23 protein-coding genes are annotated in these 25,972 nt (G+C 68.3%); 6 read left to right on the top strand and 17 right to left on the bottom strand.

Annotated features, from left to right (window positions below; genetic code table 11):
* Positions 1 to 20: 20 nt before the first annotated feature.
* The 5 genes from BEP68_RS17215 to BEP68_RS17195 all read right to left on the bottom strand — a co-directional run bounded on the left by BEP68_RS17215 (position 21) and on the right by BEP68_RS17195 (position 6,098).
* Positions 21 to 950 carry an aldose 1-epimerase family protein gene (locus BEP68_RS17215; RefSeq protein WP_187250690.1) on the bottom strand — a complete coding sequence of 310 codons (930 nt, stop codon included), beginning with the start codon at positions 948 to 950 and terminating at the stop codon, positions 21 to 23.
* Complete coding sequence (araA, locus tag BEP68_RS17210) at positions 950 to 2,473, bottom strand: L-arabinose isomerase (RefSeq protein WP_187250689.1); 1,524 nt, start codon at positions 2,471 to 2,473, stop codon at positions 950 to 952. Before araA ends, BEP68_RS17215 begins: the two co-directional genes overlap by 1 nt.
* A gap of 48 nt (positions 2,474 to 2,521) precedes the next feature.
* A complete protein-coding gene (locus tag BEP68_RS17205) occupies positions 2,522 to 4,123 on the bottom strand; it encodes a xylulokinase (RefSeq protein ID WP_187250688.1) in 1,602 nt (533 codons plus the stop codon).
* On the bottom strand, positions 4,120 to 4,839 hold the full coding sequence (locus BEP68_RS17200; protein WP_187250687.1) for an L-ribulose-5-phosphate 4-epimerase: 720 nt from the start codon (positions 4,837 to 4,839) through the stop codon (positions 4,120 to 4,122). Before BEP68_RS17200 ends, BEP68_RS17205 begins: the two co-directional genes overlap by 4 nt.
* A gap of 245 nt (positions 4,840 to 5,084) precedes the next feature.
* Entirely contained in the window at positions 5,085 to 6,098 is a 1,014-nt protein-coding gene (locus tag BEP68_RS17195) for a LacI family DNA-binding transcriptional regulator (protein ID WP_187250686.1), read from the bottom strand.
* Positions 6,099 to 6,155: 57 nt separating this feature from the next.
* Between BEP68_RS17195 and BEP68_RS17190 the strand changes: the two genes are divergently transcribed.
* Complete coding sequence (locus BEP68_RS17190) at positions 6,156 to 7,001, top strand: NAD-dependent epimerase/dehydratase family protein (RefSeq protein ID WP_187250685.1); 846 nt, start codon at positions 6,156 to 6,158, stop codon at positions 6,999 to 7,001.
* Between the two features lie 466 nt (positions 7,002 to 7,467).
* Complete coding sequence (locus BEP68_RS17185; RefSeq protein WP_187250684.1) at positions 7,468 to 8,205, top strand: hypothetical protein; 738 nt, start codon at positions 7,468 to 7,470, stop codon at positions 8,203 to 8,205.
* Positions 8,206 to 8,254: 49 nt separating this feature from the next.
* Here BEP68_RS17185 and BEP68_RS17180 read toward each other — a convergent pair whose 3' ends face one another.
* Positions 8,255 to 9,277 carry a LacI family DNA-binding transcriptional regulator gene (locus BEP68_RS17180; RefSeq protein WP_053097877.1) on the bottom strand — a complete coding sequence of 341 codons (1,023 nt, stop codon included), beginning with the start codon at positions 9,275 to 9,277 and terminating at the stop codon, positions 8,255 to 8,257.
* A 192-nt stretch (positions 9,278 to 9,469) separates the two neighbouring features.
* Here BEP68_RS17180 and BEP68_RS17175 point away from each other — a divergent pair, with 192 nt between their 5' ends.
* The 4 genes from BEP68_RS17175 (at position 9,470) to BEP68_RS17160 (ending at position 14,502) form a co-directional block, all read left to right on the top strand.
* Positions 9,470 to 10,768, top strand: a complete 1,299-nt coding sequence (locus BEP68_RS17175; protein WP_187250683.1) for an ABC transporter substrate-binding protein — start codon at positions 9,470 to 9,472, stop codon at positions 10,766 to 10,768.
* Between the two features lie 70 nt (positions 10,769 to 10,838).
* Positions 10,839 to 11,744 carry a carbohydrate ABC transporter permease gene (locus BEP68_RS17170; RefSeq protein ID WP_187250682.1) on the top strand — a complete coding sequence of 302 codons (906 nt, stop codon included), beginning with the start codon at positions 10,839 to 10,841 and terminating at the stop codon, positions 11,742 to 11,744.
* 5 nt (positions 11,745 to 11,749) lie between these two features.
* The gene (locus BEP68_RS17165) at positions 11,750 to 12,640 is read left to right on the top strand and encodes a carbohydrate ABC transporter permease (protein ID WP_082297903.1); all 891 of its coding nucleotides are present in this window, start codon (positions 11,750 to 11,752) and stop codon (positions 12,638 to 12,640) included.
* On the top strand, positions 12,637 to 14,502 hold the full coding sequence (locus BEP68_RS17160) for a beta-L-arabinofuranosidase domain-containing protein (protein WP_187250681.1): 1,866 nt from the start codon (positions 12,637 to 12,639) through the stop codon (positions 14,500 to 14,502). The genes BEP68_RS17165 and BEP68_RS17160 overlap by 4 nt, the downstream gene beginning before the upstream one ends.
* Before the next feature lies 1 nt (position 14,503).
* Here BEP68_RS17160 and BEP68_RS17155 read toward each other — a convergent pair whose 3' ends face one another.
* The 11 genes from BEP68_RS17155 to BEP68_RS17105 form a co-directional block, all read right to left on the bottom strand.
* On the bottom strand, positions 14,504 to 14,788 hold the full coding sequence (locus BEP68_RS17155) for a WXG100 family type VII secretion target (protein WP_187250680.1): 285 nt from the start codon (positions 14,786 to 14,788) through the stop codon (positions 14,504 to 14,506).
* Positions 14,788 to 15,288, bottom strand: coding sequence for a hypothetical protein (locus tag BEP68_RS17150; protein WP_187250679.1), 501 nt, complete (start codon positions 15,286 to 15,288; stop codon positions 14,788 to 14,790). The genes BEP68_RS17155 and BEP68_RS17150 overlap by 1 nt, the downstream gene beginning before the upstream one ends.
* Positions 15,285 to 16,598: a putative T7SS-secreted protein gene (locus BEP68_RS17145; RefSeq protein WP_187250678.1), complete on the bottom strand. Its 1,314-nt coding sequence runs from the start codon at positions 16,596 to 16,598 to the stop codon at positions 15,285 to 15,287. The genes BEP68_RS17150 and BEP68_RS17145 overlap by 4 nt, the downstream gene beginning before the upstream one ends.
* The gene (locus BEP68_RS17140) at positions 16,598 to 16,888 is read right to left on the bottom strand and encodes a type VII secretion target (RefSeq protein WP_187250677.1); all 291 of its coding nucleotides are present in this window, start codon (positions 16,886 to 16,888) and stop codon (positions 16,598 to 16,600) included. The genes BEP68_RS17145 and BEP68_RS17140 overlap by 1 nt, the downstream gene beginning before the upstream one ends.
* A gap of 166 nt (positions 16,889 to 17,054) precedes the next feature.
* Positions 17,055 to 18,092, bottom strand: a complete 1,038-nt coding sequence (locus BEP68_RS17135) for an ABC transporter permease (RefSeq protein WP_072591968.1) — start codon at positions 18,090 to 18,092, stop codon at positions 17,055 to 17,057.
* Positions 18,089 to 19,156, bottom strand: coding sequence for an ABC transporter permease (locus BEP68_RS17130; protein ID WP_053097897.1), 1,068 nt, complete (start codon positions 19,154 to 19,156; stop codon positions 18,089 to 18,091). The genes BEP68_RS17135 and BEP68_RS17130 overlap by 4 nt, the downstream gene beginning before the upstream one ends.
* On the bottom strand, positions 19,153 to 20,760 hold the full coding sequence (locus BEP68_RS17125; protein ID WP_187250676.1) for a sugar ABC transporter ATP-binding protein: 1,608 nt from the start codon (positions 20,758 to 20,760) through the stop codon (positions 19,153 to 19,155). The genes BEP68_RS17130 and BEP68_RS17125 overlap by 4 nt, the downstream gene beginning before the upstream one ends.
* Positions 20,761 to 20,846: 86 nt before the next feature.
* The gene (locus BEP68_RS17120; protein ID WP_053097901.1) at positions 20,847 to 21,842 is read right to left on the bottom strand and encodes a substrate-binding domain-containing protein; all 996 of its coding nucleotides are present in this window, start codon (positions 21,840 to 21,842) and stop codon (positions 20,847 to 20,849) included.
* A gap of 180 nt (positions 21,843 to 22,022) precedes the next feature.
* Positions 22,023 to 23,570 (bottom strand): sugar ABC transporter ATP-binding protein, encoded by a 1,548-nt coding sequence (locus BEP68_RS17115; RefSeq protein WP_187250675.1) that lies wholly within the window; start codon positions 23,568 to 23,570, stop codon positions 22,023 to 22,025.
* The gene (locus tag BEP68_RS17110; RefSeq protein ID WP_053097905.1) at positions 23,567 to 24,586 is read right to left on the bottom strand and encodes a LacI family DNA-binding transcriptional regulator; all 1,020 of its coding nucleotides are present in this window, start codon (positions 24,584 to 24,586) and stop codon (positions 23,567 to 23,569) included. The genes BEP68_RS17115 and BEP68_RS17110 overlap by 4 nt, the downstream gene beginning before the upstream one ends.
* Positions 24,587 to 24,669: 83 nt before the next feature.
* Positions 24,670 to 25,929, bottom strand: coding sequence for a D-arabinono-1,4-lactone oxidase (locus BEP68_RS17105; protein ID WP_187250674.1), 1,260 nt, complete (start codon positions 25,927 to 25,929; stop codon positions 24,670 to 24,672).
* Positions 25,930 to 25,972 lie beyond the last annotated feature (43 nt).

Raw genomic sequence — 25,972 nt, 5'->3', positions numbered from 1 at the left:
ACTCGGCCGGCCGCCACGCGTCAGACGGCGGCGATCCGCCAGGATGCTGCGTGCGTCGCGCCGGGTTCGAGCACGACCAGGTCGGTCCCCGAGTTGAACGCGTCCGGCGGACAGGTCATCGGCTCGACCGCGAGGCCGATGCGATGGATCGCGTCGATGCCGGGGTTGTCGGCCGTGTGCACCTGCACCCACGGGCAGCGCTCGTCGAAGGTCATGACGACGCCGCTTCCGGCATCCGTCACCACCCGCACCTCGGCGACTCCGCCCTCGCGGGCGAGGCCGGAGAACGCGTGGTCGATGAAGACGTCGGCGATCGGGCGCGCAACGCGGAAGTCCCACTGCGGATGCGCGGACACTCCCTCGAGCGCCACCGGGCTCAGCCGGTCGTCGGTGACGGTCAGCACCTCGGATGCCGGCAGGGTCAGCGTCCAGTCATCGACCCGACCATCGGGTCCGGCGACGAGATACGGGTGCGGCCCTGTGCCCCAGGGCGCGGCATCCGTCCCGAGGTTGCGCGCGGTGACGGTCTGCTGAAGGCCGTCGCCGTCGATGCGGTACTCGGTCTCCACCTCGACGCGGAACGGATAGCCGGTCTGCGGCTCGATCACGGCCGCGAGCACGACGCGGTCGTCGAGCACCAGTCGGTCTTCGAACTCCGCCCAGGCGAGCAGCCCGTGCAGCGCCTGTCCGCGGGCGGGCTCGGTGAGGGCCAGCTGATGCTCGGCGCCGCTGAACGTGTAGCGACCGTCGACGATGCGATTGGGCCACGGTGCGAGGGTGGTGCCGCGGTATCCGGGCCGCACCTCGTCGGCGTCGAAGGGCACGACCAGGTCGCGTCCTTCGAATGCGAGCAGTCGCAGCGAGGCGCCGACGCTCGCGATCACGGCGTCGTATCCGTGCCCGGTGATGCGCAGCTGACGCCCCGAGCGCGGCCGGCCGGCTCCCGTCATCACAGCCCCTGCGCGAGTCGATAGTAGGCCTGGTTCCAGCGGACCTGCTTCTGGAACTCGGGCAGGGTGGTCGCATCGTCGATCACGAGCAGCTCGACCTCGGCCATCTCGGCGAAATCGCGGAAGGCCTCGAGCCCGATGGCGGTCGACATCACCGTGTGGTGCGCAGCACCCGCGGTCAGCCAGGCGGCGGCCGAGGTGTTGAAGTCGGGCTGCGGCTTCCACACGGCGCGGCCGACCGGCAGCTTCGGCAGCGACTGGCGCGGGGGCACGTTCTCGACGACGTTCGCGGTGAGGCGGAAGCGGTCGCGCATGTCGCTGAGGGCGACGACGATCGCGGGGCCGGGGTCGGCGGTGAAGACCAGACGCACCGGGTCTTCCTTGCCGCCGATGCCGAGCGGGTGGATCTCGAGGGTCGGCTTCGCCGTCGTGAGCGAGGGCGAGACCTCGAGCATGTGCGCCCCGAGGATCAGCTCGTCGCCGGGCGTCATGTCGTAGGTGTAATCCTCCATGAGGCTCGCCCCGCCGGGCAGGCCCGCGCCCATGACGTTGGCGACGCGCACGAGGATCGCGGTCTTCCAGTCACCCTCGGCGCCGAAGCCGTATCCCTCGGCCATCAGACGCTGCACCGCGAGGCCCGGCAGCTGCTTCAGGGCGCCGAGGTCTTCGAACGAGGTCGTGAAGGCGCCGAAGCCGCCCTCTTCGAGGAACGTCCGCAGACCGATCTCGATCGCGGCCCCGTCGCGCAGCGACTGGTGGCGGTCGCCACCGCGACGAAGCTCCGGCACGACCTCGTACAGCTCTTCGTACTCGGCCACGAGGGCGTCGATCTCGGAGTCGGATGCCGCGGCGACGGCATCCGCCAGGTCGTTCACGCCCCACGTGTTGACCTGCACGCCGAAGCGCAGCTCGGCCTCGGTCTTGTCGCCCTCGGTGACCGCGACGAAGCGCATGTTGTCGCCGAAGCGGGCGAGCTTGAGCGAACGGGATGCCGCGAGGCCGGCGGCCGCACGCTGCCACGTCGCGATCTCCTGGCGCACCCGCGGGTCGCTCGCATGACCGACGACGGTCTTGCGCGGCACGCCGAGGCGCGTCTGGATGTAGCCGAACTCGCGGTCGCCGTGCGCCGCCTGGTTCAGGTTCATGAAGTCGAAGTCGATGTCGGCCCACGGCAGCTCGACGTTCGCCTGCGTGTGCAGGTGCGCGAGCGGCTTCTGCAGCGCGTCGAGACCGGCGATCCACATCTTCGCGGGGCTGAAGGTGTGCATCCACGCGATCAGGCCGATGACCCGGTCGTCGGCGTTCGCTTCGAGGGCCGTGCGCTTGATGGCTGCGGCATCCGTCAGCACCGGCTTCCAGACGATGGTCACGGGCACCTCGCCGGCCTCGTCGAGGATGCGGGCGATCTCCTGCGACTGCTCGGCGACCTGCGCGAGCGTCTCGGGGCCGTAGAGGTGCTGACTGCCGGTGAGGAACCAGACCTCGTAGCCGTCGAGCGAAGTGGTGAGCGGGGTGCGGGGCATGAGAGTCCTTGGGTGTTCCGGTGTCGGCGTGAAGAGTGCGCGTGGGGGTCAGAGAGCGGTGGTCGCGGCGGCTTCGATCGCGAGCCCCGCGCGGTAGCGGTCGAGGTAGGCGGTGAAGCCGGCGACGTCGGCGGGGTCGGGGTCGGCGACCGCGAGGGATGCCGAGGCGAAGACGTCGCGCTCGAGGTACTCCCCCAGCGACGCCGTCTCGGAGTGCGCGAGATACGACGCGAGCACCGCGATACCCCACGCGCCGCCCTCGGAGGCGAGCTCGCCCACCGCGACGGGAGCGCCGAGTGCTCCGGCCAGGAAACGCTGCGCGACCCCCGCGGTGCGGAACATGCCACCGTGCGCGAACATGCGGTCGAGTTCGACTCCTTCGGCGGCGAGCACCTGCATCCCCAGCGCGAGCGTGCCGAACACGCCGTACAGCTGCGAGCGCATGAAGTTCGCCAGCGTGAAGGCACTGTCGGGGGTGCGCACGAACAGCGGGCGCCCCTCGGTGAGGCCGGCGATCGGCTCGCCCGCGAGGTGGTTGTAGGCCAGCAGGCCGCCGGCATCCGCCTCTCCGTCGAGAGCCTCGCGGAAGAGTGCGTCGAAGACGGCGTCATCGCTCAGCGGCTGCCCCGCGGCGGCGGCGAAACGGGTGAAGAGCCCTGCCCAGGCGGCCAGTTCGCTCGCGCCGTTGTTGCAGTGCACCATCGCGACGGCGTCGCCCGCGGGTGTCGTCACGAGGTCGAGCTCATGGTGCACTTCGGCGAGCGGGCGCTCGAGCACGACCATCGCGAAGATGCTGGTTCCGGCCGAGACGTTGCCGGTGCGCGGCGACACCGAGTTCGTCGCGACCATGCCGGTGCCCGCATCGCCCTCGGGCGGGCAGAGCGGGATGCCGGGGGGCAGCGCGCCCGACGGATCGAGCAGGGCCGCGCCCTCGGCGGTGAGCGTCCCGGCGGCGGCGCCGGCGGGAAGGACGGTCGGGAGCAGGTCCTTGGCTGCGGCGGGAAGACGGTCGGCGGCGAGGGCGTCGTAGGCCTGCAGCATCCGCTCGTCGTAGTCTCCGGTGGCCGAGTCGATCGGGAACATGCCGGAGGCGTCGCCGACGCCGAGAACGCGCTCGCCCGTCAGCCTCGTGTGCACATAGCCCGCGAGGGTGGTGACGAAGTCGAGCTGCGGCACATGCGCCTCGCCGTCGAGCACCGCCTGGTGCAGGTGGGCGATCGACCACCGCAGCGGGATGTTCACGCCGAGCAGGTCGGTCAGCTCGGCCGCCGCGGCGCCCGTGTTGGTGTTGCGCCAGGTGCGGAACGGCGTGAGCAGCTCGCCCTGCGCATCGAACGCGAGGTATCCGTGCATCATGGCCGAGATCCCGATCGCGCCGAACGTCTCGGGGCGCACGCCGTGGCGCTCGTCCGCGTCGGCGACGAGACCGGCGTATGCCGCCTGCAGGCCTGTCCACACCTCGTCGATCGCGTAGGTCCAGAGGCCGTCCTGGAGGCGGTTCTCCCACGAGAACGACCCGGTCGCGAGCACCTCGGTGGCGTCGGGTCCGATCAGACAGGCCTTGATGCGCGTGGAGCCGAGCTCGATGCCGAGGCTCGTGCGGCCGGCGAGGATGTCGTCGCGGGCGGTCGTGCGGGTCGTGTCGCTCATCGTCGGGCGTCCGAGTTCTGTCCGTAGACGTTCTGGTAGCGGTTGAAGAGGCTGTCGATGGCCTCCTGCGGAATCGGGATCAGCGGGCCGGCCTCACGGGCGTAGTGCACGGTGCGGGCCACGTCTTCGACCATGACGGCGGCCTTCACGGCATCCTTCGCGTCGACTCCGATGGTGAAGGGACCGTGGTTCTGCATGAGCACCGCGCGGCTGCGGTGACCCGAGAGCGTCTGCACGATGCCGCGGCCGATCGAGTCGTCGCCGATGATCGCGAAGGGACCGACCGGGATCGGACCGCCGAACTCATCGGCCATGGCCGTGATGACGCAGGGGATCTCTTCGCCACGGGCTGCCCACGCGACGGCGAACGTCGAGTGCGTGTGCACGACTCCGCCGACGTCGGGCATGTGGCGGTAGACGTATGCGTGGGCGGCAGTGTCGCTCGAGGGAGAGCGGTCGCTGCCCGGAGTGCCGGGGATCACGGCGCCGTCGAGGTCGCACAGGATCATGTTCTCGGGCGTGAGGTCGTCGTAGCTGACGCCCGACGGCTTGATCACGAACAGGTCGGCTCCGGGCACGCGGCTCGAGACGTTGCCGCCGGTCCAGACGATGAGGTCGTAACGGACCAGTTCGCCGTGCAGACGGGCGACATCCTCGCGGACGGCCTGGATGGACGCGTCGATCTCAGGGGAGAAGACGGGGGCTTCGTTGCTCACGGATACCTCAGGGTCGGCGGTGGTCACTGTGACCGGTCACAGAAGTGTGTCACGGAGGTCGGCGGACCGTCAAGACACCGGCGACCGCTCGGCGCCGCGGTGTTCGGGGCCACTTTCGCATCTCCCGTCTCGTGCGGGGCCACTTTCGCATCGGATACGGCGTATTCACGTGCAGAACTGACCCCGCACCGCGCCGCACATGCAGAACTGACCCCGCACCGCGCCGGCACACACCCTGGCGCCGTTCAGCGCGGCGGCGCCACCGAATCGCGGGTCACGAGCACCGGCGCCACCGGCGCGAGGTCGGATGCCGCGGCTCCGGCACTGCCCACCAGCACCGCCGCCACCGCACGACGCGCCAATTCCGAGAAGTCCTGCCGCACGGTCGTGAGCTTCGGCCAGTAGTAGGCGGCATCCGGAGTGTCGTCGAACCCGACGACACTGATGTCTGCGGGCACCGAGAGCCCGACTTCCTGCAGACCGCCGAGCAGACCGAGGGCCATCTGGTCGTTCGCCGCGAATACCGCCGTCACACCCGAGTCGCGCACGGCGCGAGCCGCTGCATAGCCCGAGCCGGCGGTCCAGTCGCCCTCGATGACCGGCCCGGCGGCGAGTCCTCGTGCGGCGAGCTCGACCTGGAACCCCTCAGCGCGGGACTCGGCCTCGAGCCAGTCGGCGGGGCCGGCGAGGTGCGCGATGCGTGTGTGCCCGGCGTCGGCGAGTGCCGCGACGGCGAGTCGAGCCCCGGCCTCCTGATCGACCGAGAGGCCGCGCGCGCCGCGATCGGCTGCGTGCAGGGTGACGACGGGCACGCCGATGCGCACCGAGTCGAGCGCGTCGAGGGTGTGGGCGTGAGGCGCGACGACGACGATGCCCTCGACTCCCTGCATGACGAGGTGGTCGACCGCGGCGACCACGGCATCCGTGTCCCCCGCATCCGCGAAGGCCGCACTCAGCCAGTAGCCGACCTCGCGGGCCGACGCCTCGAGCGCTGCGATGCTGCGCGACGGGCCATAGTGCAGTGCGTCGGTGGCGAGCACCCCGAGCGTGCGGGAGCGGCGGGTGCCCAGCGCTCTGGCCGCGTTGTTCATGCGGTAGCCGAGTTCCGCCATGGCGGCGATGACGCGTTCTCGAGTCTCGGCGGCGACCTCGGGGTGGTCGTTGAGCACGCGCGACACCGTCTGCCGAGACACCCCTGCGCGCACGGCGACGTCGCGCACGCCGACGGTGCGGCGGGGCTCGCTGCTCGTGTCACTCACGCCGACGAGTGTATGCCGAGCGGCCCCGGCGCCTCGTCTTCGTGCCACTCTGGTGACATGCGCATCGCACTCACCGGATCATCGGGCAAGCTCGGCAGCGTCGTCGCGCGGGAGCTCCGCGCTCACGGACACGAGGTCATCGGCATGGACGTCTCAGGCACCCGCGGCCCTGACTTCGTGCAGGTCGACCTCACGGACTACGGCCAGGTCGTGGATGCTTTCACGGCCGTCGGCGACCGGCACGACGGCATCGACGCCGTGGTGCATCTCGGCGCGATCCCGGCGCCCGGCATCCGCAGCGACGTCGCCACCTTCCACAACAACATGCCCGCCACGTTCAACGTCTTCTGGGCGGCGGTGCGCCTCGGCATCCGCCGTGTCGTCTACGCCTCGAGTGAGACCGTGCTGGGCCTGCCGTTCGACGCGCCGCCGCCCTACGTGCCGGTCGACGAGGACTACCCCGCCCGCCCCGAGTCGGTCTACTCGCTCGTGAAGACCCTCGAGGAGCAGCTCGCGAGGGAGCTCGTGCGCTGGCATCCCGACCTGTCGATCACCGCACTGCGGTTCTCGAACGTGATGAACCCCGAGGACTACGCCGAGTTCCCCGATTTCGACGCCGATTCGCTGCGCCGTAAGTGGAACCTCTGGGGATACATCGACGCCCGCGACGGTGCGCAGGCGGTGGAGCGTGCGCTCGAGGTGGCGGCACCCGGGTTCGACAACTTCATCATCGCGGCGGCCGATACGGTGATGACGCGTCCGAACGCCGAGCTGCTCGCCGAGGTCTTCCCCGATGTGCCGGTCGCCCGCGAGTTCGGCCCGAACGAGACGCTGCTGTCGATCGACAAGGCCCGCCGCGTGCTCGGGTTCGATCCGCAGCACTCCTGGCGCGACGACGCCTGACCCTGTTCGACACGATGCTGGGCAAGCAACAAGTCGGTCGCTTCTGACGAGCCGCTGCCGATAATGGAATCCCAACATATCGGCCGTCAGCTCGTAGTCTCGCCCCATGAAACAACGTAGTTTCGTTCGTATAGGCATTTCTCTCGCAACGGAATTACCGGTGAAGTTGTGCTCGCCGATAACGTATTAGGTCAGTACATCTGCACAAAGCGGATGCCGGCAGTCGCGCGATGCGATCAGGCCAGTCTGATATTCAATATCCGTTCGTCATGGCTGCAGGCACGCACATGGGGATGGAGCGACGGACAACTGGCAAATGCACGCCGGAACGTCCTTTGCCATGAGATTGGGCACGCCGTCGGTCTTATCACGAGACCGGCGTCGGAGGATGCATGGATTCCACTCTATCGACGCAAGTCTTTTACTATCCACAGCACCACGTTGATCACATCAACGTTGCGCATTGATGAAGACAGGACCGATCATGAACGCACAACGCAGTCGACGATCGCATGTAAGCCTGATACTGGTGCCGGCACTGGCTCTGCTGCTGACCTCGTGTGCCACGGCACCCGGAACCGACCCGGCAGCGGCATCTGTCACGCAGGACGCAACACAATCTGACGCCGCCGAGATGCTTCTGTCTCTCGACATCAGTGCCGTCTCGACGATCGTCTTCCAGAACACGACAGACCTCGGCCATCGCTCCGCGGCTGTGGTCACCGGTACCGTGCATCGCTGGCTCGCGGGAGATAAGGTCACCACCGCCACCGGAACCCCCGTCGGCGCAGCACTCCTCGCCGAAGTCGAGGTCATCGAGGTCACTGAGAACGGCGGGTCACCGCTTCAACCGGGAGACATCGTCTACATTCCCGTGACCTCTCCATCACTGGATCCTCAGGAGGTCGCAGATGCGTTGCCTCGCGACCTCGACGTGGTGGCGTATCTCGACGATGCGTTGACGGACGAAGAGCTCCAGGTATCCGAGGAATATCGAGTCGAGCCAGGCGACGCTGAGGCGGCAGGCAAACCCCGATGGCCCCTCCTGAGCCCTCAAGGATTCATCGTCACGAACCCGTCCGACCCTGGCGAACAGATTTGGCCCTTTCTGGGAGCGCGGGCAGCGGGGAAACTCACCGACGTTCTTCCTGGAGGACGGTTGGATGGTCTGACGGAGGAGCAACGTAAGCTCGTCATCGGCTGATAGACGGCGCGACGACGCCTGACCTGACTCCGGCACGCGCGAGCGCCCCTCAGCGCCGGGCGATGGTCGATCCGCGGATCACGAGCCGCACCGGCAGGTGGTGCGCGCCTTCGCCGATGTCGATGCCGTCGATCGCATCGAACACCCGCAGCGCCGCCTGACGACCGAGCTGCTGCAGGTTCGCGTCGATGCTGGTGAGCTCGGGCCGGGCGTTGGTCGCGAGCACTTCCCAGTTGTCGTAGCCGATCACCGCGAGGTCGTCCGGCACGGTGCGGCCGAGATCGCGGGCCGAGTCGAGCACACCGCGAGCGATCTGGTCGGATCCGCAGAACACGGCGTCGATGTCCGGATGCCGCTGCAGCAGCATCGCCGCGGCATCCCGACCCCAGTGCTCGGTCCACTCCGAGAACATGGGCTCGCCCACGAGTTCGAGACCCGCCTCGCCAAGTGCTGCTCTGGCGCCGGCGAGGCGGTCTTGGGCTGCGGCATAGGTCGGGTCGCCCGAGATGTGCGCGATGCGCCGACGTCCGCAGGCCAACAGGTGCTCGATCGCGAGACGCCCGCCCGCGTAGTTGTCGGGGGTCAATGAGAGGTCGCGCGGGTCATCCGAGGGGGCATACGCGTAGACCACGGGCACGGGGATCTCCTGCCCGAGCGAGGGGCGCGGATCCGTCTGACGACCGACCACGATGATGCCGTCGACCCTGCGGCTCAGCAGCTCCTTCAGGTGGTGCTGCTCACGGATCGCGTCACCTCGCGCATCGCACAGGAAGACGTTGATGCGACCTGCGCCGAACGCATCCTCCGCGCCCATGAGGATCGGCAGCATGAAGCGGCCCTCGAGGTCGCTGGTGAGAAGGCCGACCGTGCCGGTGCGCCCGGCGAGGAGTCCTCGCGCCATGGCATTGGGGGTGAAGGACAGCTCCTCGGCGATCGCGCGCACCTTGGCGCGGGTGGCGACCGATACGTCGCCCCGATCGTTCAGCGCCTTGGATGCGGTCGAGATCGAGACTCCGGCGCGCGCGGCGACGTCACTGAGGGTCGCAGCTCGTGCTCCAGTCGTATCCGTCATCCCACTCCTTCGTGCTGAAAGGTTATCGGAACGAGGGTTGACGCGCCCTCCGAAACCACGCTATACCTTTTCGAAAGGGTTTTCGTAACTTTCGAAGAACCTGATCTCCACCCTCATCTCCACTCCCGGCGCTGCACTGCCGAAGCGCCACACCGCACCCGCTCGAGGACGAGCCCAGAGGAGCCCCCGCCCATGAACACCATTCGCACCCACGCCGCACGTCGGGCAGCAGCCGCCGTCATCGCGGCCGGCCTGCTCGTCGGCGGACTCGCCGCCTGCGCGCCCGCCGGCGATGACGCCGCCTCCGACGAGCCCATCCCCGCCGAAGGCACCGACGACGGCACGACCCTGACGCTGTGGACCCGCGCGCCGATCGAGCGCCAGGCCAAGCTGCTGGTCGACGCCTACAACGACAGCCACGAGAACCAGGTCGAGCTGACAGTCGTGCCCAACGACGACTACGTCGCGAAGGTCGGCGCCGCCGCAGGGTCGAGCGGCCTGCCCGACCTCTTCGCCGCCGACATCGTCTACGTGCCGAACTGGGCGCAGCAGGGCCTGTTCCAGGACATGTCCGAGCAGATCGACGCCCTCGACTTCAAGGACGAGATCAACCCCGGGCACCTGTCGGCCGGCACCGTCGACGGCGCCGAGTACGTGCTGCCGTTCGCCCTCGACCTCTCGATGCTCTTCTGGAACAAGGAGCTCTTCGCCGAGGCCGGCCTCGACCCCGAGAAGGCGCCCGCCACGCTCGAGGAGTTCGCCGAAGCGGCCATGGCCGTGCAGTCGCTGAACAAGCCGGACACCTACGGCACCGCGACCGGCCTCAACTGCGGCGGATGCCTGGTCTTCACCTGGTTCCCCTCCATCTGGGCATCGGGCGACGAGGTCATGAGCGACGACGGCACCGAGTCCCTGCTCGACGGCGACTCGGCTCAGGCCGTCTACGACACGTGGGCGAGCCTCGAAGAGGCGGGTGCGGTTCTCCCGAGCTCGACCGATGAGGCCGGCCCCACCTGGACCGCCGCGTTCAGCGAGGGCAAGGTCGGCGTGATGCCGTTCCCCGCGACGCTGCTCCCCTCGCTCGAGTTCGACGCGGGAGTCGCCGGCATCCCCGGTGTCGACGGCGGTGCCTCGACGTTCGTCGGCGGCGACGGCATCGGCATCTCGAAGGACTCGAAGAAGGCCGCGCAGGCCTGGAACTTCCTCAACTGGATGATGTCCGAGGACGCCCAGGTCGAGGTGCTCGCGAAGGACGGCAACGCCGTCTCCCGCGGAGACCTGGCCGACAACGAGTATGCGGCCGCCGATCCCCGACTGGTGACGATCAACGAGGTCGCAGCCCAGGGCGACACCCCGGTGGCCCTGAACTTCCAGCAGGCGTTCAACGCCCCGGGCAGCCCGTGGCTCACCCTGGTGCGCAACGCCGTGCTCAACGGCGACGACTCGGTGCCCGCCGACAACGAGGAGATCACGGCGATCCTGTCGCAGTGACCACGCGGGGGCGGCGCACCGCGTCGCCCCCGCATCCCCCCTCGTCAGTCCCCCATCGAAAGAGAACGTGATGACCCAGGCCACACTCTCGCTGCATCGCCGCAGACGGCGCACCGCCTTCGGCGGCCCGGTGCAGGGCTGGCTGTACGCGGCCCCCACGGCGATCTTCGTCGCCCTGCTGTTCATCGTGCCGCTGGTGCTGGTGCTGCAGATGTCGGCCTCGGACTGGCCCCTGCTGAGCGGCAACCAGGGAATCAACTTCCCGGAGAACTATGCGGATGCCGTCACGCACCGCCTCTTCTGGGATTCGATCCGCTTCACCCTGCTCTACACCGTCATCACGACCGTGATCCTGATCGGACTCGGGCTCGGCCTGGCCCTGCTCGTGCAGGAGTCCACCCGCTGGAAGGGGTTCCTGCGCACGGCCTTCCTGATCCCCAGCGCGCTCGGCCTGGCATCCGCGTCACTGCTCTTCTACGTGCTGTACTCCCCCATCGCCGGCCCGTTCGCGAACCTCATGAAGTCGTGGGGCATCACGTTCCTCGGCACGCCGGAGGGCGCACTGTGGTCGACCATCTTCCTGATCGTCTGGCGATACGCGGGCTTCTACATGCTGCTGATGCTGGTGGGCCTGCAGGGAATCCCGGATGACGTCTACGAAGCCGCCCGCATCGACGGCGCGAACCGCTGGCAGACCTTCCGCGACATCACCGTGCCGCTGCTCAAGCCGACCTTCGCGCTCACGACAGTGATGTGCGTGACCGGGTCGCTGCTCGCGTTCGAGCAGTTCTACATCCTCACCAAGGGCGGCCCCGACAACAGCACCATGACCGTCGTGCAGCTCATCTACAACGTCGCATTCCAGGGGCAGAACAGCCTCGGCATCGCCGGCGCCCTCTCGGTGATCGTGCTGCTCGCACTCATCGTCATCAACGTCTTCCAACTGCGCGCGTTCCGCCGCACGGATGAGAGCTGAGAATCATGTCCCAGACGCTGACGCGCACGATCGTCGCTCCGAACCATCAGCCGACCCCGCCGCGCTATCGCTCGAAGGCCGCTCGCGTCGTCCTCGGCATCCCGTACTGGGTGTTCACGACCGCGCTGGCCGTGATCTTCCTCTATCCGCTCATCTGGACCGGCGTCTCGTCGGTCAGCCCGATGGCCGGCACCAGCCAGACCGACGGCTGGGGCTTCGGCAACTACGCGGCCCTCGGCGAATACCAGGCCGGCATCTGGGTGTATCTGGGCAACTCGCTCTTCGTCTCGGTGCTCACCGTCGCGCTCACCCTGTTCATCTCGCTGCTGGGCGGATACGCGTTCGCGCGCTTCTCGTTCCCCGGCAAGAACGCACTGTTCCTCCTCACCCTCGCCATCCTGATGGTGCCGTATGCGACCCTGCTCATTCCGCTCTACGTGATCCTCAATGCGGTCGGCCTGCAGAACTCGCTGGTCGGCGTCGCGCTGGTGATCACGATGTTCCAGCTGCCGTTCTCGATGTTCATGATGCGCATCTCGTTCGAGTCGATCCCGCGGGAGATGGACGAGGCGGCGATGGTCGACGGATGCTCGAGCTGGGGCGCCCTGTGGCGGGTGCTGCTCCCCGCCGTCAAGCCCGGGCTCGTGACCGTCGGGCTGTTCGCGTTCCTCACCGCCTGGAACGACTTCATGGCACCGCTGATCCTCATCAACGACACCAACCGTATGACGCTGCCGCTCGCGGTGGCGAACCTCCGCGGACAGGTGCAGGGCGTCGTCGACTACGGCGCCACCGAGGCGGGAGTCGTCGTGCTGGCGCTCCCCTGCATCCTTCTCTTCCTGATCCTGCAACGACACTACGTGCGCGGCTTCATGTCCGGCGCCTTCAAGGGATGACCATGTTCGACACCACTGCACCGGCCGCCCCGGTGGTTCCCACGCACGGGCGTCTGCGCCCGCTCGGCCTCGACGAGGTGCGCATCACCGGAGGGTTCTGGGCCGACCGCCAGGCCGTCAACGGCACTGCCACTCTCAGCCACATCGAGTCGCGACTCGAGTCCGAGGGATGGCTGCCCAACTTCGACCTCGCCGCCGCCGGCACGCTGCCGGACGGGCGTCGGGGACGCGAGTTCGCCGACTCCGAGATCTACAAGTACCTCGAGGCGCTCGCGTGGGAGATCGGGCGGACGGATGCCGCAGCCGACAGCGACCTCGAGCAGCGATTCCGCCGGGTCGTCGACCGGGTCGCCGCCGCGCAGGAGCCCGACGGGTACCTCAACACGATGTTCGGCCGCGAGGGCCAGGACGAACGCTGGTCTGCGCTGCAGTGGGGGCACGAGCTGTACTGCCTCGGGCACCTGTTCCAGGCGGCCGTCGCCCGGGTGCGCACGAGACCGGATGCCGACGACGGTCTGATCGACATCGCTCGGCGCGCCGCGGATCTCGTCTGCCGCGAGTTCGGCGTCGACGGCCGGGACGCGATCTGCGGGCATGCCGAGGTCGAGGCGGGGCTTGCCGAGCTCGGCCGAGCGCTCGGCGAGCAGCGTTACATCGATCAGGCCGCGCTGTTCGTCGAGCGGCACGGGCGTGGGTCGCTGGGCGAGATCGAATGGGGGCGCAGCTACTTCCAGGACGACGTGTCGGTGCGCGACGCCGAGGCTCTTCGCGGGCACTCCGTGCGGGCGAACTACCTGTCCTCCGCCGCAGCCGACGTCGCCGCCGAGCTCTCCGACGACTCGCTGCTCGACGCCCTGCGGTCGCAGTGGGATCGCACGGTCGAACGCCGCACCTATGTGACGGGGGGCCAGGGGTCGCACCATCAGGACGAGGCCTTCGGCGACGACTGGGAGCTGCCGCCGGATCGCGCCTACTCCGAGACCTGCGCCGGCATCGGGTCGATCATGTTCTCGTGGCGGCTGCTGCTCGCGACCGGTGAGGCGCAGTACGCCGACCTGATCGAGCGGACCCTGTTCAACGTCGTCGCGACCTCGCCCGGTGACGACGGGCGCTCGTTCTTCTACGCCAACACCCTGCATCAGCGCACGCCGGGGATCCCGGCGGATCCGGATGCCACGTCGCCGCGCGCCTCGTCATCGCTGCGCGCGCCGTGGTTCGAGGTGTCGTGCTGCCCGCCGAATGTGGCGCGCACGTTCGCGAGCCTCTCCGCGTATGTCGCGACGGCCGATGATGACGGCGTGCAGCTGCATCAGTACGCACCGTCGACCGTGCGCACGACACTGCCGGACGGCCGGATCGTCGCGTTCGATGTCTCGACGGACTACCCGGCGAAGGGCGATGTTCGCGTCACGATCGCCGAGGATGCCGAGTTCACACTGACTCTGCGAGTGCCGTCGTGGGCATCGGGAGCGGTGCGTGTGCACAGCGGGAATGAGGTCACGGAGCTGCCTGCACCTCCGGGTGCGGTCGAAGTCGCTCGTGCGTTCCGCGTCGGCGACATCGTCGAACTGAACCTGCCGATCGTGGCGAGGACCACATCACCGCATCCGATGGTGGATGCCGTGCGCGGCAGCGTCGCGATCGAACGCGGCCCCGAGGTGCTGGCGCTCGAGTCGATCGACCTCGGTGGCGACATCGGCGACGCGGTCGCGGCCGGGGAGCCCGTCGAGCGCGACGGTCACGTGGTGCTGCCGGTGCGCCACCGCTCGACCGGCGAGACGGTCGACGCCCCCTTGATCGCCTATCACGACTGGGCGCGGCGCGGTCCGTCGACCATGCGGGTCTGGATTCCGACGGTGTGAGTCAGCTCCAGAGGTCGGCGACGTGAGCCTCGGCCTCGCGAGTGCGTGCTTGCGCGCGGGCGGCCGCGGTGGCGGCGCTGGTGAGAGCGGTCTGCATGTCGCCGGCACACTCGTTCCATTCGCGGTGAGCGCGGGAGTAGGCATCTTGGGCGGCCCCGGTCCACAGTTGTCTCAGCCCGGTTGCTTCGGCGTCCAGGTCGTCAAGGAGCGCTCGGATCTGCTGCGCGGTGTCGGCCAGCGTCGCGATCGACTGGGCGAGCGGTTCGTGCTCGACACGGATGCGCATCAGCCGGCGCCCTCTTCGGTGCCGGGTTTCGGCCAGCTCAGGTGCAGATCGCGGAGCTCGTAGGGCTGAGACACGTCGTCGGTGAGGAAGTACGTGTAGAAGACGACCGCCGCCTCGTCGGCGGTGAAGACCTCGTGCGGGTAGACCGTGGTGCTGTGGCGACCGTCGTCGTAGTGGATCACCTCGGTGGGCTCCCCGGTGCGGTGACCACCGGGCTTGCCGATCGCGTACTGGTGGGGAGTGCCGTCGGCCTCGATACGGCGCACCTCCAGCGCCAGCGCCTCAGCGGTTCCCGCGCACTGCATGTACTCCTCACTGAACGGGATGTCCTCGAGGAGGTCCGCACCTTCGGGCGCACGCCACAGACTGTAGGACCAGAACGTGGATCCGTTCATGCCCTTCAGTGACGCCCGCAGTTGCTCCGGGTACGGGCGGACGTAGTCGACGAAAGGGCCACGGCTCTCACCATTGATCTGGTCGATATGCGTAGGTGTACTCATTTCACAGTCTCCAGGACCACTCGGGTGATCTGTATCGTCTTGCCGTTGAGGGTGGCGGTCGCGGGGCGTTCGGGACTGACCGTGCTGTCGAATCCCTTTTGGGCTGCGTCACGGCTGCCGGTGCCGCCCTTGACCTCGATGCCGGTGTATGTCCCATCGGCATTCTCGTAGAGGCCGTCGTAGTAGCGGTGTTGATCTGACGTCGCGTCGGGCTTGTGACGGTACCCGTCGATGGTCGCACGAACTTTGTCGTGGATGACCTCGACGCTGCGTCTGTCAGCGACTCGATCCAACCCGATCTTCTCGGTATCGACCCAAGGGCGTTGCCCGTCGCCGTTCCAGTGGCCCTTGATGTCACGGCCCCCGTGTTCGGGGTGGGGTGGCGGGCGCTCCACGACGCGGACCGCATCATCCCCGGTCGCCTCGTTCATCCAGCGAATGCCGGCGTGCCCGGCAGCCGCGACCCCGGCCCCGACGACCCCCGCGCCGGCCCACGCCAGGCCGCCACCCGGGGCTGCGCCGACCCCGGTGATCGCGAGCGCACCTCCGCCGCCGATCATCGTGCCGCCACCGACCACGAGCGCGACTCCGCCGAGGAGTTCGAGAAGGATGTCGGGGTGGTTGATGAGCGCGTTGCCCATCGAGGCGATGAAGTTCAGTTGCTCGATCGCCGGGTTGAGTACGGCGGTCTCGAACATGATCGAGCCGACCGCCCCGACGACTGCCCGGTTCGTCGCGGCTTCGGCCTGCTTCGGCGTCTGCAGGGGCGCGGCATCCGCCGCTGCGTGGATGGCGTTGGCAGCGTCGACGGCGTAGCGATCCAGCACACCCCGTGCGTTCGTCAAGACGTCGACCGCCTGCGCGCGCAGGTCCGCGCCGCCGTCGACGAACGGGACGTCGAGTTCGACGTGTCGCAGGTGAAGGTCGCGTTCCAGCTCACGCACCTTCACCTGGTGCTCCTGGCGTGAAGCGATCGTCGCTGCTTCCGCCTGCTCCCACAGGTCGATGGCGCGTGCGGCTTCGTCCTGCGCCCATCGCAGAGCATCGCCATAGGCCGACAGAGCGGCGGCGCCACTCATCAAGTACTCGCCGCACCTCTGCCACGACGACCGCACGTATTCCGCCCGCTCGAGGTACTTCTCATACGGGTACCCCGTCCACGCGGAATCGACCTCGAGGCCCCGCAACCCGTCCCGAAGGGCAGTGGCGGCCTCGGACCGAGACCGCCACGCGGACGCGACCGTATGCGCCGCGGCATACGAGCCCGGTATCAGCGCGACCGGGTCGTTCGTCATCCCCAGCTCGGACATCAGTAGTCGCTCTCGGCCCAGATCATCTGGTCGAGTTCGCTGCTCGACGCCTCATCGCCCCGGTCGAACACCTCGGCTGTCTGCCGCAGGTTCTCCGCCACCATGTCGACGTCCGCGAGACGGCGCCCCAGTGCCGTCGTCCATGCGTCGCCGAATCGCGCCACCGCTGCGGTGATCGAGCGTGCGCCCAGCCCCGACGACTGCGCGACCACCGCCGAGCCGAAGTCGCCCCGCAGACTGGCGGCCTTCGTCGCGAAGGCGCGCAGCTCGTCGGTATCCACATCCGTCATCGCACGCCATCGGTCACGAACGACAACGTTACGTCTTCATATGAGGACGTTACTGACATCCGCAGCTCGAATACCGGTGTTCCGAGATGGGACCTTTAGGGTGCTCAGACATGCGAATGGCCCCACCTCGGTGCGAGATGGGGCCATTCAGGCGATGGAGCGGAAGCTACTCCCGTTTTCGGGTGACCGCCCGCTGCAGCAGCACGAACACGAGCAGGATGCCGCCCGTGATGATCGTCGTCATCTCGGGCGGGATGCCTCCGTCACGCGTGATGAGCACGTTCATCAGACCGAGCACCAGCGCACCGACGACCGAGCCGAGCACGTATCCGTAAGCCCCTGTCAACACGGTGCCGCCGATCACTGCCGCGGCGATCGCGTCGAGCTCCCACCCGATGCCGGTGATGTTCTGAGCGGTGCCGAGTCGTGCGGTGTAGAGCACCGCCGCGAGACCGGCGAGACCGCCGCTGATCACGTAGACGAGCACCTTGGTGCGCTGCACGGGCAGACCCATGAGCAGCGCCGAGCTCTCCGATCCTCCGATCGCGTACACGGTGCGGCCGGTGCGCGTGCGGTGCAGAACGAAGAACGCGGCGGCCACGACGATCACCGCGATGAGCACGGCGGGAGTGATCACGAGGTCGTTGACCTTCGGGCCGTCGATGATCTTCAGCTGGGTGCCGATCCAGCGGATCGGCGACTCCTCACCCAGCCGCTCGGGCTTGGTGCTGAGCAGCGAGGCGAGGCCCCGACCGAGGAACATCATCGCCAGTGTCGCGATGAACGGCTGCACGTCGAAGTACCGGATCAGCACTCCCGAGACGATGCCGAAGAGCACGCCGATGCCGATCATCGCGACGATCACGGCGAAGGCGTTCCAGCCGGCGTTCGAGAGCATCACACCGGCGACCGACGAGACCGCGATGATCGATCCCACCGAGAGGTCGATGCCGCCCGTGAGGATCACGAAGGTCAGCGCGACCGCGAGCACGATGAGGTGCGCATTGTTGATGAGCAGGTTCGACAGCGTGTTGAACTGCAGGATGCGGCCGTAGGCCACCTCGCCGAAGATCACCATGCCGACGAAGATGACCACCGAGGCGATCGTCGGCAGCACCGAGGGGTTCGCCGTGATCATGCGTCGCAGACGGTCGGCGACGCTCTCCGTCGCCTGAGGGGCCGGAGGGGCGGTCATGACGCTCATGCGGACACCTCTTCTTTCGCGATGATCTGTTCGACCGGGCGGGCTCTGCGTCGCGTCCGGAACCAGCTGCGCACGCGCTGCGACTGCAGCAGACACAGCACGACGATCACGATGGCCTTGAACGCCGGGGTCGCCGACGACGAGACGCCGAGATACAGCACGGTCTTGTCGAGGGTCGCGATGAGCAACGCGCCGACGAAGGCGCCGCTGAGTGAGAACTTGCCACCCGCCAGCGATGCGCCGCCGATGACGACCGCGAGGATCGCGTCGAGCTCGAGCTGGTAGCCGGTGCGGGAGATGTCGACGGTCATGACGCTGCCGACCGACATGATGCCCGCGATCCCGGCGAGGATGCCGCTCATGATGTAGGCCGTGAGCAGCAGTCCCTTCGGCTTGATACCCGCCATGCGGCTGGCCCGGGGGTTGATGCCGATCGCCTCGATCATGAGGCCCAGCGCGCTGCGCCTGACGACCCAGCCGACGGCGATCACGATCAGCACCGCGAGGATGAACACCACGGGGATGCCGATCACGAAGCCGTTCGCGATCCACCGGAACGCATCGTTGGATGCCGTCGTGTTCTGCCCGCCGGTGATCACCTTGGCGATGCCTCGGCCGGCGAGCATGAGCACGAGCGTGGCGATGAAGGGCTGCAGGCCGACATAGGCGACGAGGACGCCGTTGACCGCCCCCAGGATGCCGGTGATGACCAGCGCGAGTCCTACCGCGGCGAGCGCTGCGCCGAAGGAGTCGCCTGCGGCGCTGAGGAACTCCATCGAGACGGCTCCGGCGACGGCCATCAGAGATCCGACCGAGAGGTCGATGCCACCGGTGGCGATCACGAGCGACATCCCGATCGCGATCATCATGATCGGCGCCGCCTGGCGCAGGATGTCGATGAGGTTGCCGACGAGGTTGCCGTTGTTGGGGTTGATCGAGAGCGCGAGGTACGTCGGGTCCTTGATCACGTTCAGGGCGAGCAGCGCGAAGATCGCCACGATGCCCCAGAAGAACGGCTTGTGGATCAGGTCCCGCCAGATGGTGGTGCCGGCTGACGCGGTCATCGCGCTGCCTCCTTGTCGGTCGTGGGGGCGATGCTATCGGGCACGGCGCCGTCGGTGTCGTCGAGCGTCTCGGCAGCGGCCTCGACTCCGTGAGCGGCGATCACATCGACGATCACCTGCGCGGTGACGTCCGGTCCGTTCTGGATCTCGCCGATCTTCCGGTGGTCCTTCAGCACGACGATCCGCTCGGAGAGGCGCACGACCTCTTCGAGCTCGGAAGAGATGAACACCACGGCGACGCCGTCTTCGGCGAGCTCGGCCACCGCCTCCTGGATCTCGGCCTTCGCACCCACGTCGATGCCGCGGGTCGGCTCATCGAGGATCAGCACCTCGGGCTGCGTGGCGAGCCAGCGGCCGAGCAGCACCTTCTGCTGGTTGCCGCCGGAGAGGTTCTTGATCATCCGGTCGGGGTCGGCCGGGCGGACGTTGAACTGCGCGATGTAGCGGTCGACGATCGCATCCTGCTCCTTGCGGCTCATGGGACGCGCCCATCCGCGCTCCGCCTGCACGGCGAGGATGATGTTCTCGCGAACGGTCAGGTCTCCGATGATCCCCTCGTCGCGGCGGTTCTCGGTCGAGAAGGCGATCCGACGAGGCAGCGCATCGGCGGGCGACTTGAGGTCGACCCGGCGTCCATGCAGCTCGATCGTGCCTTCGTCGGTGCGGTCGGCGCCGTAGAGCAGTCGGGCGAGCTCGGTGCGCCCGGAGCCGAGCAGCCCGGCGAAGCCGATGACCTCGCCGGGGCGGATGTCGAGGTCGGTCGCCTCGACCGCTCCGCGGCGTGCGATTCCGGATGCCGCGAGCAGCGGCTTCTCATCGGCCTCGCGTGGCGCGCGGCGGCGGTTGCCTCCGAGCGACTTGAGCGCATCGAGGTCCTTGCCGATCATCTTCGAGATGAGAGCGTGGCGGTCGAGGTCCCGGGTGAGGTACTCACCCTCGTACAGTCCGTTGCGCAGCACCGTCAGGCGGTCGCTGATCGCGTAGACCTGATCGAGGAAGTGCGAGACGAAGAGGATCGCGACCCCCTGGTCTCGCAGTGCCCGGATCACGGTGAAGAGGCCCTCGACCTCGGCGGCGTCGAGGCTGGAGGTCGGCTCGTCGAGGATGAGCACCTTGGCCTTGATCGCCATCGCGCGGCTGATGGCGACGAGCTGCTGCAGCGCGATCGAGAGGGTCGAGAGCGGCCGGCGGGTGTCGAGGTGCCCCAGGCCGAGTCGGGAGAGGGCGTCGGTCGCAGCACGGTGGGTGGCCGTCCAGTTGATGCCGAACACACCTCGCGTCTCATGACCGAGCATCACGTTCTCGCCGATCGAGAGGTTGGGGGCGAGGTTGACCTCCTGGTACACCGTCGAGATCCCGGCATCCTGCGCGTCGCCGGCGCCGCCGAAGCTGCGCTCCTGCCCGGCGACGACGATCGACCCGGAGTCGATCCGGTAGACGCCGGTCAGGGCTTTGATCAGGGTCGACTTGCCCGCGCCGTTCTCGCCCATGAGCGCGTGGACCTCGCCCTGGAACAGCCGGAAATCGACCTTGTCGAGGGCTTTCACGCCAGGGAACTCGATCGAGATCCCACGCATCTCGACGATGGGCAGTGCTTCGTTCATCGGTGTCTCCTCCTCCGGAAGAGCCCGAGCGGTGCGGCTGTGGCGGCACCGCCCGGGCTCACTGGCTGATCGCTCCGGCGGCGGGGTCAGTACTTGCGGTCAGCGAGCACGGCCTGTGCCGCCTCTGCGGAATCGAACGCCTCGCTGGGGACGACGATGTACGAGTCGACGTCTTCACCCGCGAGAGCCTTCTCGACGACCTCGAGGGCCGTCTCGCCGAACAGCGGGTTGTACTCGTGCACGTAGCTGAGCTGGCCGTCGGCGAGCGCCTGCATGGCGTTCTTCGTGCCGTCGATCGTGGCGATCTTGACGTCTTCGCCCACCACCAGGCCGGCTTCCTCAGCGGCCTGCGCAGCGCCGAGACCCATCTCGTCGTTCTGTGCGAACACGAGCTGGATGTCGTTGTTCGAGGACTTGAGCATCGTCTCGAAGACGCTCTTGCCCTCTTCCGCCGACCAGTTCGCCGTCTGCGCGTCGAGCTTGGTGAGCGACGAGTCGCCGAGGCCCTCGTCGAAGCCGGTGTTGCGCTCGTTCACGACGCCGACGCCGGCCGGGCCCTCGAGCACGACGTAGTTGCCTCCGTCGGGGAACGTCGCCGCAGCCCAGGTGCCGACCTCCTTCGCGACCTCGACGTTGTCGGGAGCGATGCGGGTGACGTACAGGCTGTCGTCGTCGGGCTCGATGCCGCGGTCGAGCAGGATGACGGGGATCTCCGCCTCCTGTGCGCGCTTGAGCGAGTCCTCCCAGCCCGAGGCCTCGGTGGCCGAGAGCAGGATCACATCGACGCCCTCGTCGACGAACGACGTGAACGCGTCGATCTGCGACTTCTGGTCGAGGTTGGTGGCGGGTGCGTACTTGAGGTCGTATCCGGCTTCCTCCGTGAAGGTGTCCTGGATGTTCTGCTCGTTGGCCTCGCGCCATGCACCCTCGGGACCGACGGCCACGAAGCCGACCGTGGTGACGTCGTCGCCGTCGCCACCCCCGTCGCCCGAGTCGCCGGTCGAGCAGGCCGCAAGGCCGATGGTGAGTGCGCCGACTGCTGCCAGGCCGAACGCGATGCGAATGCGCTTCTTCGCGGACATTTCTTCTCCTCGTTGAGATGCCGGTGGTCACTCCGGCGGTGGTGGACCAGTCATGGTCCGATCGTGATTGCAGGACACCTGCATCGCATGTCCTGCGGTGATGTTACCGGGAACAATTTCTGGAACACAAGAGGTCGAACGAAAATCAACGATGCATGAAGGGAAAGATCTTGTTACCGATCACAGCTCGACGCTGTGACTGAGCTCAGCGGCGATCATCTCGACCACGGTGTCGACTGTCACACCGGGACCGTTGCTGAGCTCGCCGATCTTCTCGCGGTCCTTCAGCACGATGATGCGATCGCTCAGCCGCACCACCTCTTCGAGTTCGGACGAGATGAAGACCACGGCCACTCCGTCACCGGCGAGCTGGCTGATGCGTCTCTGGACATCGATCTTCGCCGCGATGTCGATCCCCCGAGTGGGCTCGTCGAGGATCAGCACGTGCGGACGCACCGCCAGCGCACGGGCCAGCAGCACCTTCTGCTGGGTTCCCCCCGAGAGCAGGCCGACCGGGCGGTCGAGGTCGGCGGGATCCAGATGCAGGGCCTCGACGTACGTCTCGACGAGTCCCCGCGACTCCGCGTGCGAGAGCGGACGAGTCCACCCGCGCAGCGCCTGCAGCGACAGGATGATGTTCTCGCGCGCCGTGAGCTCGCCGATGATGCCCTGCGTCCCCCGGTTCTCGGCCGACAGCGCGATCCGGTGTCGCAGCGCCGCCGACGGGCTCCGCAGCTGCACCCGTTCGCCGTCGACCCAGAGCTCGCCGCTGTCGGCCCGCGCCGAACCGCTGAGCAGCGACGCGAGCTCGGTGCGCCCGGAACCCCGCAGCCCCGCGAGGCCCACGATCTCTCCGCGTTGGATCTCGACATCCATCTGCTCGAGCTCACCGCGTCGCCCCACACCGGACGCCTGCATCGCGGGCTCTCCGTCGTACGCGTAGTGGTGGGCCTTGCGCTCAGAGCCGAGCGCTCGGAGGCTGTCGATGTCCTTGCCGAGCATCTTCGAGATCAGGTCGGCCCGGTCGAGGTCTCGCGTCGCATACTCCCCCACGCGCCGCCCGTTGCGCAGCACGGTCATGCGGTCGCTGATCGCGAACGCCTGCTCGAGGAAGTGCGAGATGAACAGGATCGCGACCCCCCGCTGCCGCAGACCGCGGATGACGCGCATCAGGGTCGCGACCTCGGCGACGTCGAGGCTGGAGGTGGGCTCATCGAGGACGAGCACCCTCGGCTCGTCGACGACCGCGCGCGCGAGTGCGACGAGCTGCTTCTGCGCAGGCGTGAGCAGCGAGAGCGGCGTCTTCGGATCGAGGCCGTCGAGCCCGAGTCTGGCCAGCGCCTCCGCGGCATCCGCTCTCGTCCTCCGCCAGTCGATGCCGAACCGTCCTCGGCGCTCCCGCCCGAGCATCACGTTCTCCGCGACGCTGAGATTCGGGCTCAGCTGGGTCTCCTGGAACACCGTCGCGATCCCCGCCGCTCGACTGTCGGCGACCCCCGAGAACCGACGGGGCTCGCCGTCGACGAGGACCGTGCCCTCCTCCGGCGCGAGGGTGCCGGTGATCACCGCGACCAGGGTGGACTTGCCGGCGGCGTTCTCGCCCATGACGGCATGCACCTCGCCGGGGAACAGCCGGAAGTCGACGTCGTCGAGCGCGCGCACGCCGGGGACCTCGACCGTGATGCCCGCAAGCCGCACGACCGGCGCGGGACCACGGTCGGAGGTCATCGCACCTCCCGAGGTGCGGCCGATGAGCCGCGGGCGACGAGCTCGGTCGGGATCCGGGTGAGCGTGGGGATGTCCCGCCCTTCGATCGCCGCGCGCAGCATCTCGACCACCGCGACGCCCAGCGCCCCGAAGTCCTGGCGCACCGTCGTGAGCGGCGGGATGAAGTGCCGCGCCAGCGGGATGTCGTCGAAGCCGACCACGCTGAGATCCCGCGGCACCTCGAAGCCCCGGTCGTGCAGACCGTGGATCAGCCCCATCGCCATGTCGTCGTTCGCGGCGAAGATCGCCGTGTAGTCGGGCAGCCGCGTGAGCCCCTTCGCGAAGTCGTAGGCGAAGTCGGCCGACCAGTCGCCGACGACGATGGGCCGTTCGCGGATGCCCCACGACTTGGCCCGCGAATGGAAGGCCCGCTCCCGAGCCCTCGCGTCGAGCCAGTCGAGCGGACCCGAGAGGTGCAGGATGTCGCGGTGGCCGAGTGCGACGAGGTGGTCGACCACGGATGTCGTGCCCGCATGCTGGTCGATCGACACGGTGAGGAACGTCGGGTCGGCGTCTGCCTTGACGACCAGCATCGGCACGGTGATGGCGATGCGGCGCAGCGCCGCCACGGACGACGAGCGGGGCGCGATGACGCAGAGCGCATCGACTCCCTGGGTCACGAGATTGTCGACCGCCTCCTGCGGAGACAGCGGGTCGCCCTCGTGCAGAGCGATCGGCGTGACGGAGTATCCGGTGGCACGTGCGGAGAGCTCCACGGCTCGCAGGATGCTGGTCGGACCGTGCGCCACCGCGCTCTCGACGATCACGCCGATCCGGCGGGTGCGCTGCGTGGCGAGAGCCCGCGCGACGAGGTTCGGGCGGTAGTCGAGCTCCTCGATCGCCTCGAGCACGCGGCGTTTCGTGTCGGGCTTGATGTTCGGGTGATCGTTGAGAACACGCGAGACCGTCATGTGCGAGACGCCCGCGATGGTCGCCACCTGACGGATGTTGGGCTTGTCTGAACCGACGTTCGCCATGCACACCTCCGTCGGCCGAGCCTCGGAGAATGTTACCGAGAACAACCCCGGTGGTGCAATGGATCCCGCGGCAGCGGCAGGCGCTAGAGGCCCAGGCGCTCCAGGTAGGGGTTCACCAGTCGGCGCTCCGGGTCGAACCGCGCCGCGAGGTCGGCGAAGTCATCCCAGCGCGAGTAGCGAGAGCGCACCTCGGCGGCATCGAGCGTGAACACCTTTCCCCAGTGCGGGCGGGCGGTCTCGGGCAGTGCCGCCTCGAGCGTCGGCAGGAACTCGCGAACGGCCGCCTCGTCGGGCTTCCAGGTGAAGTGGATGCCGACGGCATCCGTGCCCTGCGATGAGCTCAGCCAGAGGTAGTCGGGGGCGACCGTGCGGATCTCGTTCACGAGCAGCAGCGGCGCGATCTGGCCGGCGAGCGTGCGGACCGCCTGGATCGCGGCGACCGCATCGGCGCGGGGCACCAGGTACTCGCTCTGGATCTCGGCGCCCGCCGACGGCGTGAACTCGAGCTTGAAGTGCGCGAGACGCTCGAACCACGGCCCCGGCACTCCGAGCTGCTCGGTGCAGGCCACCGGGTCGACGCCGATGATCGGATGCCGCTTCGCTGTCGCAGGCTCCGCTCCGAGTCGGTCGAAGAGATCGGCGCGGGTGTTCTCGCGCGCCTCGGGCTGTCGCTGCTTGACCCAGATCTGGTCGGCGACGTCGGTGTGCTCCCACCGCGAGAAGATGCTGACGCTCGTTCCGATGCTCGTCACCTCGTCGAAGTCGGCGAGGATCGCATCCCACGACGGATGCTCGAACACGTGCTGGGCGACCTCGTAGGCGGGCTCGACATCGAGCGTCACGTCGACGACCGCTCCGAGTGCGCCGAGGCTGACGACTGCGCCGTCGAAGTCGTCGTCTCCGCGAGCGAGCGAGCGGATCTCCCCTGCCGGTGTGATGATCGTCAGCGCGCGCACGGCGGAGGCCAGCGATCCCGTCGCGTCGCCCGAGCCGTGCGTTCCGGTCGCGACGGCTCCCGCGATCGAGATGTGCGGCAGCGAGGCGAGGTTCGCGAGCGCGAGCCCCTCGGCATCGAGCAGCGGGGCGAGGTCCCCGTAGCGCAGCCCGCCCGACACGCGCACGGCGTCACGGGCGTCGGCGACCTCGAACACGACGGGCAGCCGGTCGAGCGCGATGAGCACCCCGTCGGTGTCGGCGATGTCGTTGAAGCAGTGCCGCGACCCGAGGATGCGCACGGCCCCGCCCCGGGCGAGCAGTCCCTGCAGCTCATCGATCGAGCTCGGGTGCTCGATCGCGGATGCGCGATAGGTGAGGTTGCCGGCCCAGTTGCGTTCGATGGTCATCGGGCCATAGTAGCCACGGCAGCCTCGCCCGCCATCGGAGAGG

The organism is Microbacterium sp. 4-7, assembly GCF_014332665.1.
Classification (GTDB): Bacteria; Actinomycetota; Actinomycetes; order Actinomycetales; family Microbacteriaceae; genus Microbacterium.
The sequence above is the reverse complement of the archived record's forward strand: the minus strand, read 5'-3'. Positions and strand labels throughout refer to the sequence as shown.

Coding starts and splice junctions, on each gene's coding strand:
- BEP68_RS17215 (WP_187250690.1), bottom strand. CDS start 950: ATGACGGGAGCCGGCCGGCCGCGCTCGGGGCGTCAGCTGCGCATCACC.
- araA (WP_187250689.1), bottom strand. CDS start 2,473: ATGCCCCGCACCCCGCTCACCACTTCGCTCGACGGCTACGAGGTCTGG.
- BEP68_RS17205 (WP_187250688.1), bottom strand. CDS start 4,123: ATGAGCGACACGACCCGCACGACCGCCCGCGACGACATCCTCGCCGGC.
- BEP68_RS17190 (WP_187250685.1), top strand. CDS start 6,156: ATGCGCATCGCACTCACCGGATCATCGGGCAAGCTCGGCAGCGTCGTC.
- BEP68_RS17185 (WP_187250684.1), top strand. CDS start 7,468: ATGAAGACAGGACCGATCATGAACGCACAACGCAGTCGACGATCGCAT.
- BEP68_RS17180 (WP_053097877.1), bottom strand. CDS start 9,277: ATGACGGATACGACTGGAGCACGAGCTGCGACCCTCAGTGACGTCGCC.
- BEP68_RS17175 (WP_187250683.1), top strand. CDS start 9,470: ATGAACACCATTCGCACCCACGCCGCACGTCGGGCAGCAGCCGCCGTC.
- BEP68_RS17170 (WP_187250682.1), top strand. CDS start 10,839: ATGACCCAGGCCACACTCTCGCTGCATCGCCGCAGACGGCGCACCGCC.
- BEP68_RS17165 (WP_082297903.1), top strand. CDS start 11,750: ATGTCCCAGACGCTGACGCGCACGATCGTCGCTCCGAACCATCAGCCG.
- BEP68_RS17160 (WP_187250681.1), top strand. CDS start 12,637: ATGACCATGTTCGACACCACTGCACCGGCCGCCCCGGTGGTTCCCACG.
- BEP68_RS17155 (WP_187250680.1), bottom strand. CDS start 14,788: ATGCGCATCCGTGTCGAGCACGAACCGCTCGCCCAGTCGATCGCGACG.
- BEP68_RS17150 (WP_187250679.1), bottom strand. CDS start 15,288: ATGAGTACACCTACGCATATCGACCAGATCAATGGTGAGAGCCGTGGC.
- BEP68_RS17145 (WP_187250678.1), bottom strand. CDS start 16,598: ATGTCCGAGCTGGGGATGACGAACGACCCGGTCGCGCTGATACCGGGC.
- BEP68_RS17140 (WP_187250677.1), bottom strand. CDS start 16,888: ATGACGGATGTGGATACCGACGAGCTGCGCGCCTTCGCGACGAAGGCC.
- BEP68_RS17135 (WP_072591968.1), bottom strand. CDS start 18,092: ATGAGCGTCATGACCGCCCCTCCGGCCCCTCAGGCGACGGAGAGCGTC.
- BEP68_RS17130 (WP_053097897.1), bottom strand. CDS start 19,156: ATGACCGCGTCAGCCGGCACCACCATCTGGCGGGACCTGATCCACAAG.
- BEP68_RS17125 (WP_187250676.1), bottom strand. CDS start 20,760: ATGAACGAAGCACTGCCCATCGTCGAGATGCGTGGGATCTCGATCGAG.
- BEP68_RS17120 (WP_053097901.1), bottom strand. CDS start 21,842: ATGTCCGCGAAGAAGCGCATTCGCATCGCGTTCGGCCTGGCAGCAGTC.
- BEP68_RS17115 (WP_187250675.1), bottom strand. CDS start 23,570: ATGACCTCCGACCGTGGTCCCGCGCCGGTCGTGCGGCTTGCGGGCATC.
- BEP68_RS17110 (WP_053097905.1), bottom strand. CDS start 24,586: ATGGCGAACGTCGGTTCAGACAAGCCCAACATCCGTCAGGTGGCGACC.
- BEP68_RS17105 (WP_187250674.1), bottom strand. CDS start 25,929: ATGACCATCGAACGCAACTGGGCCGGCAACCTCACCTATCGCGCATCC.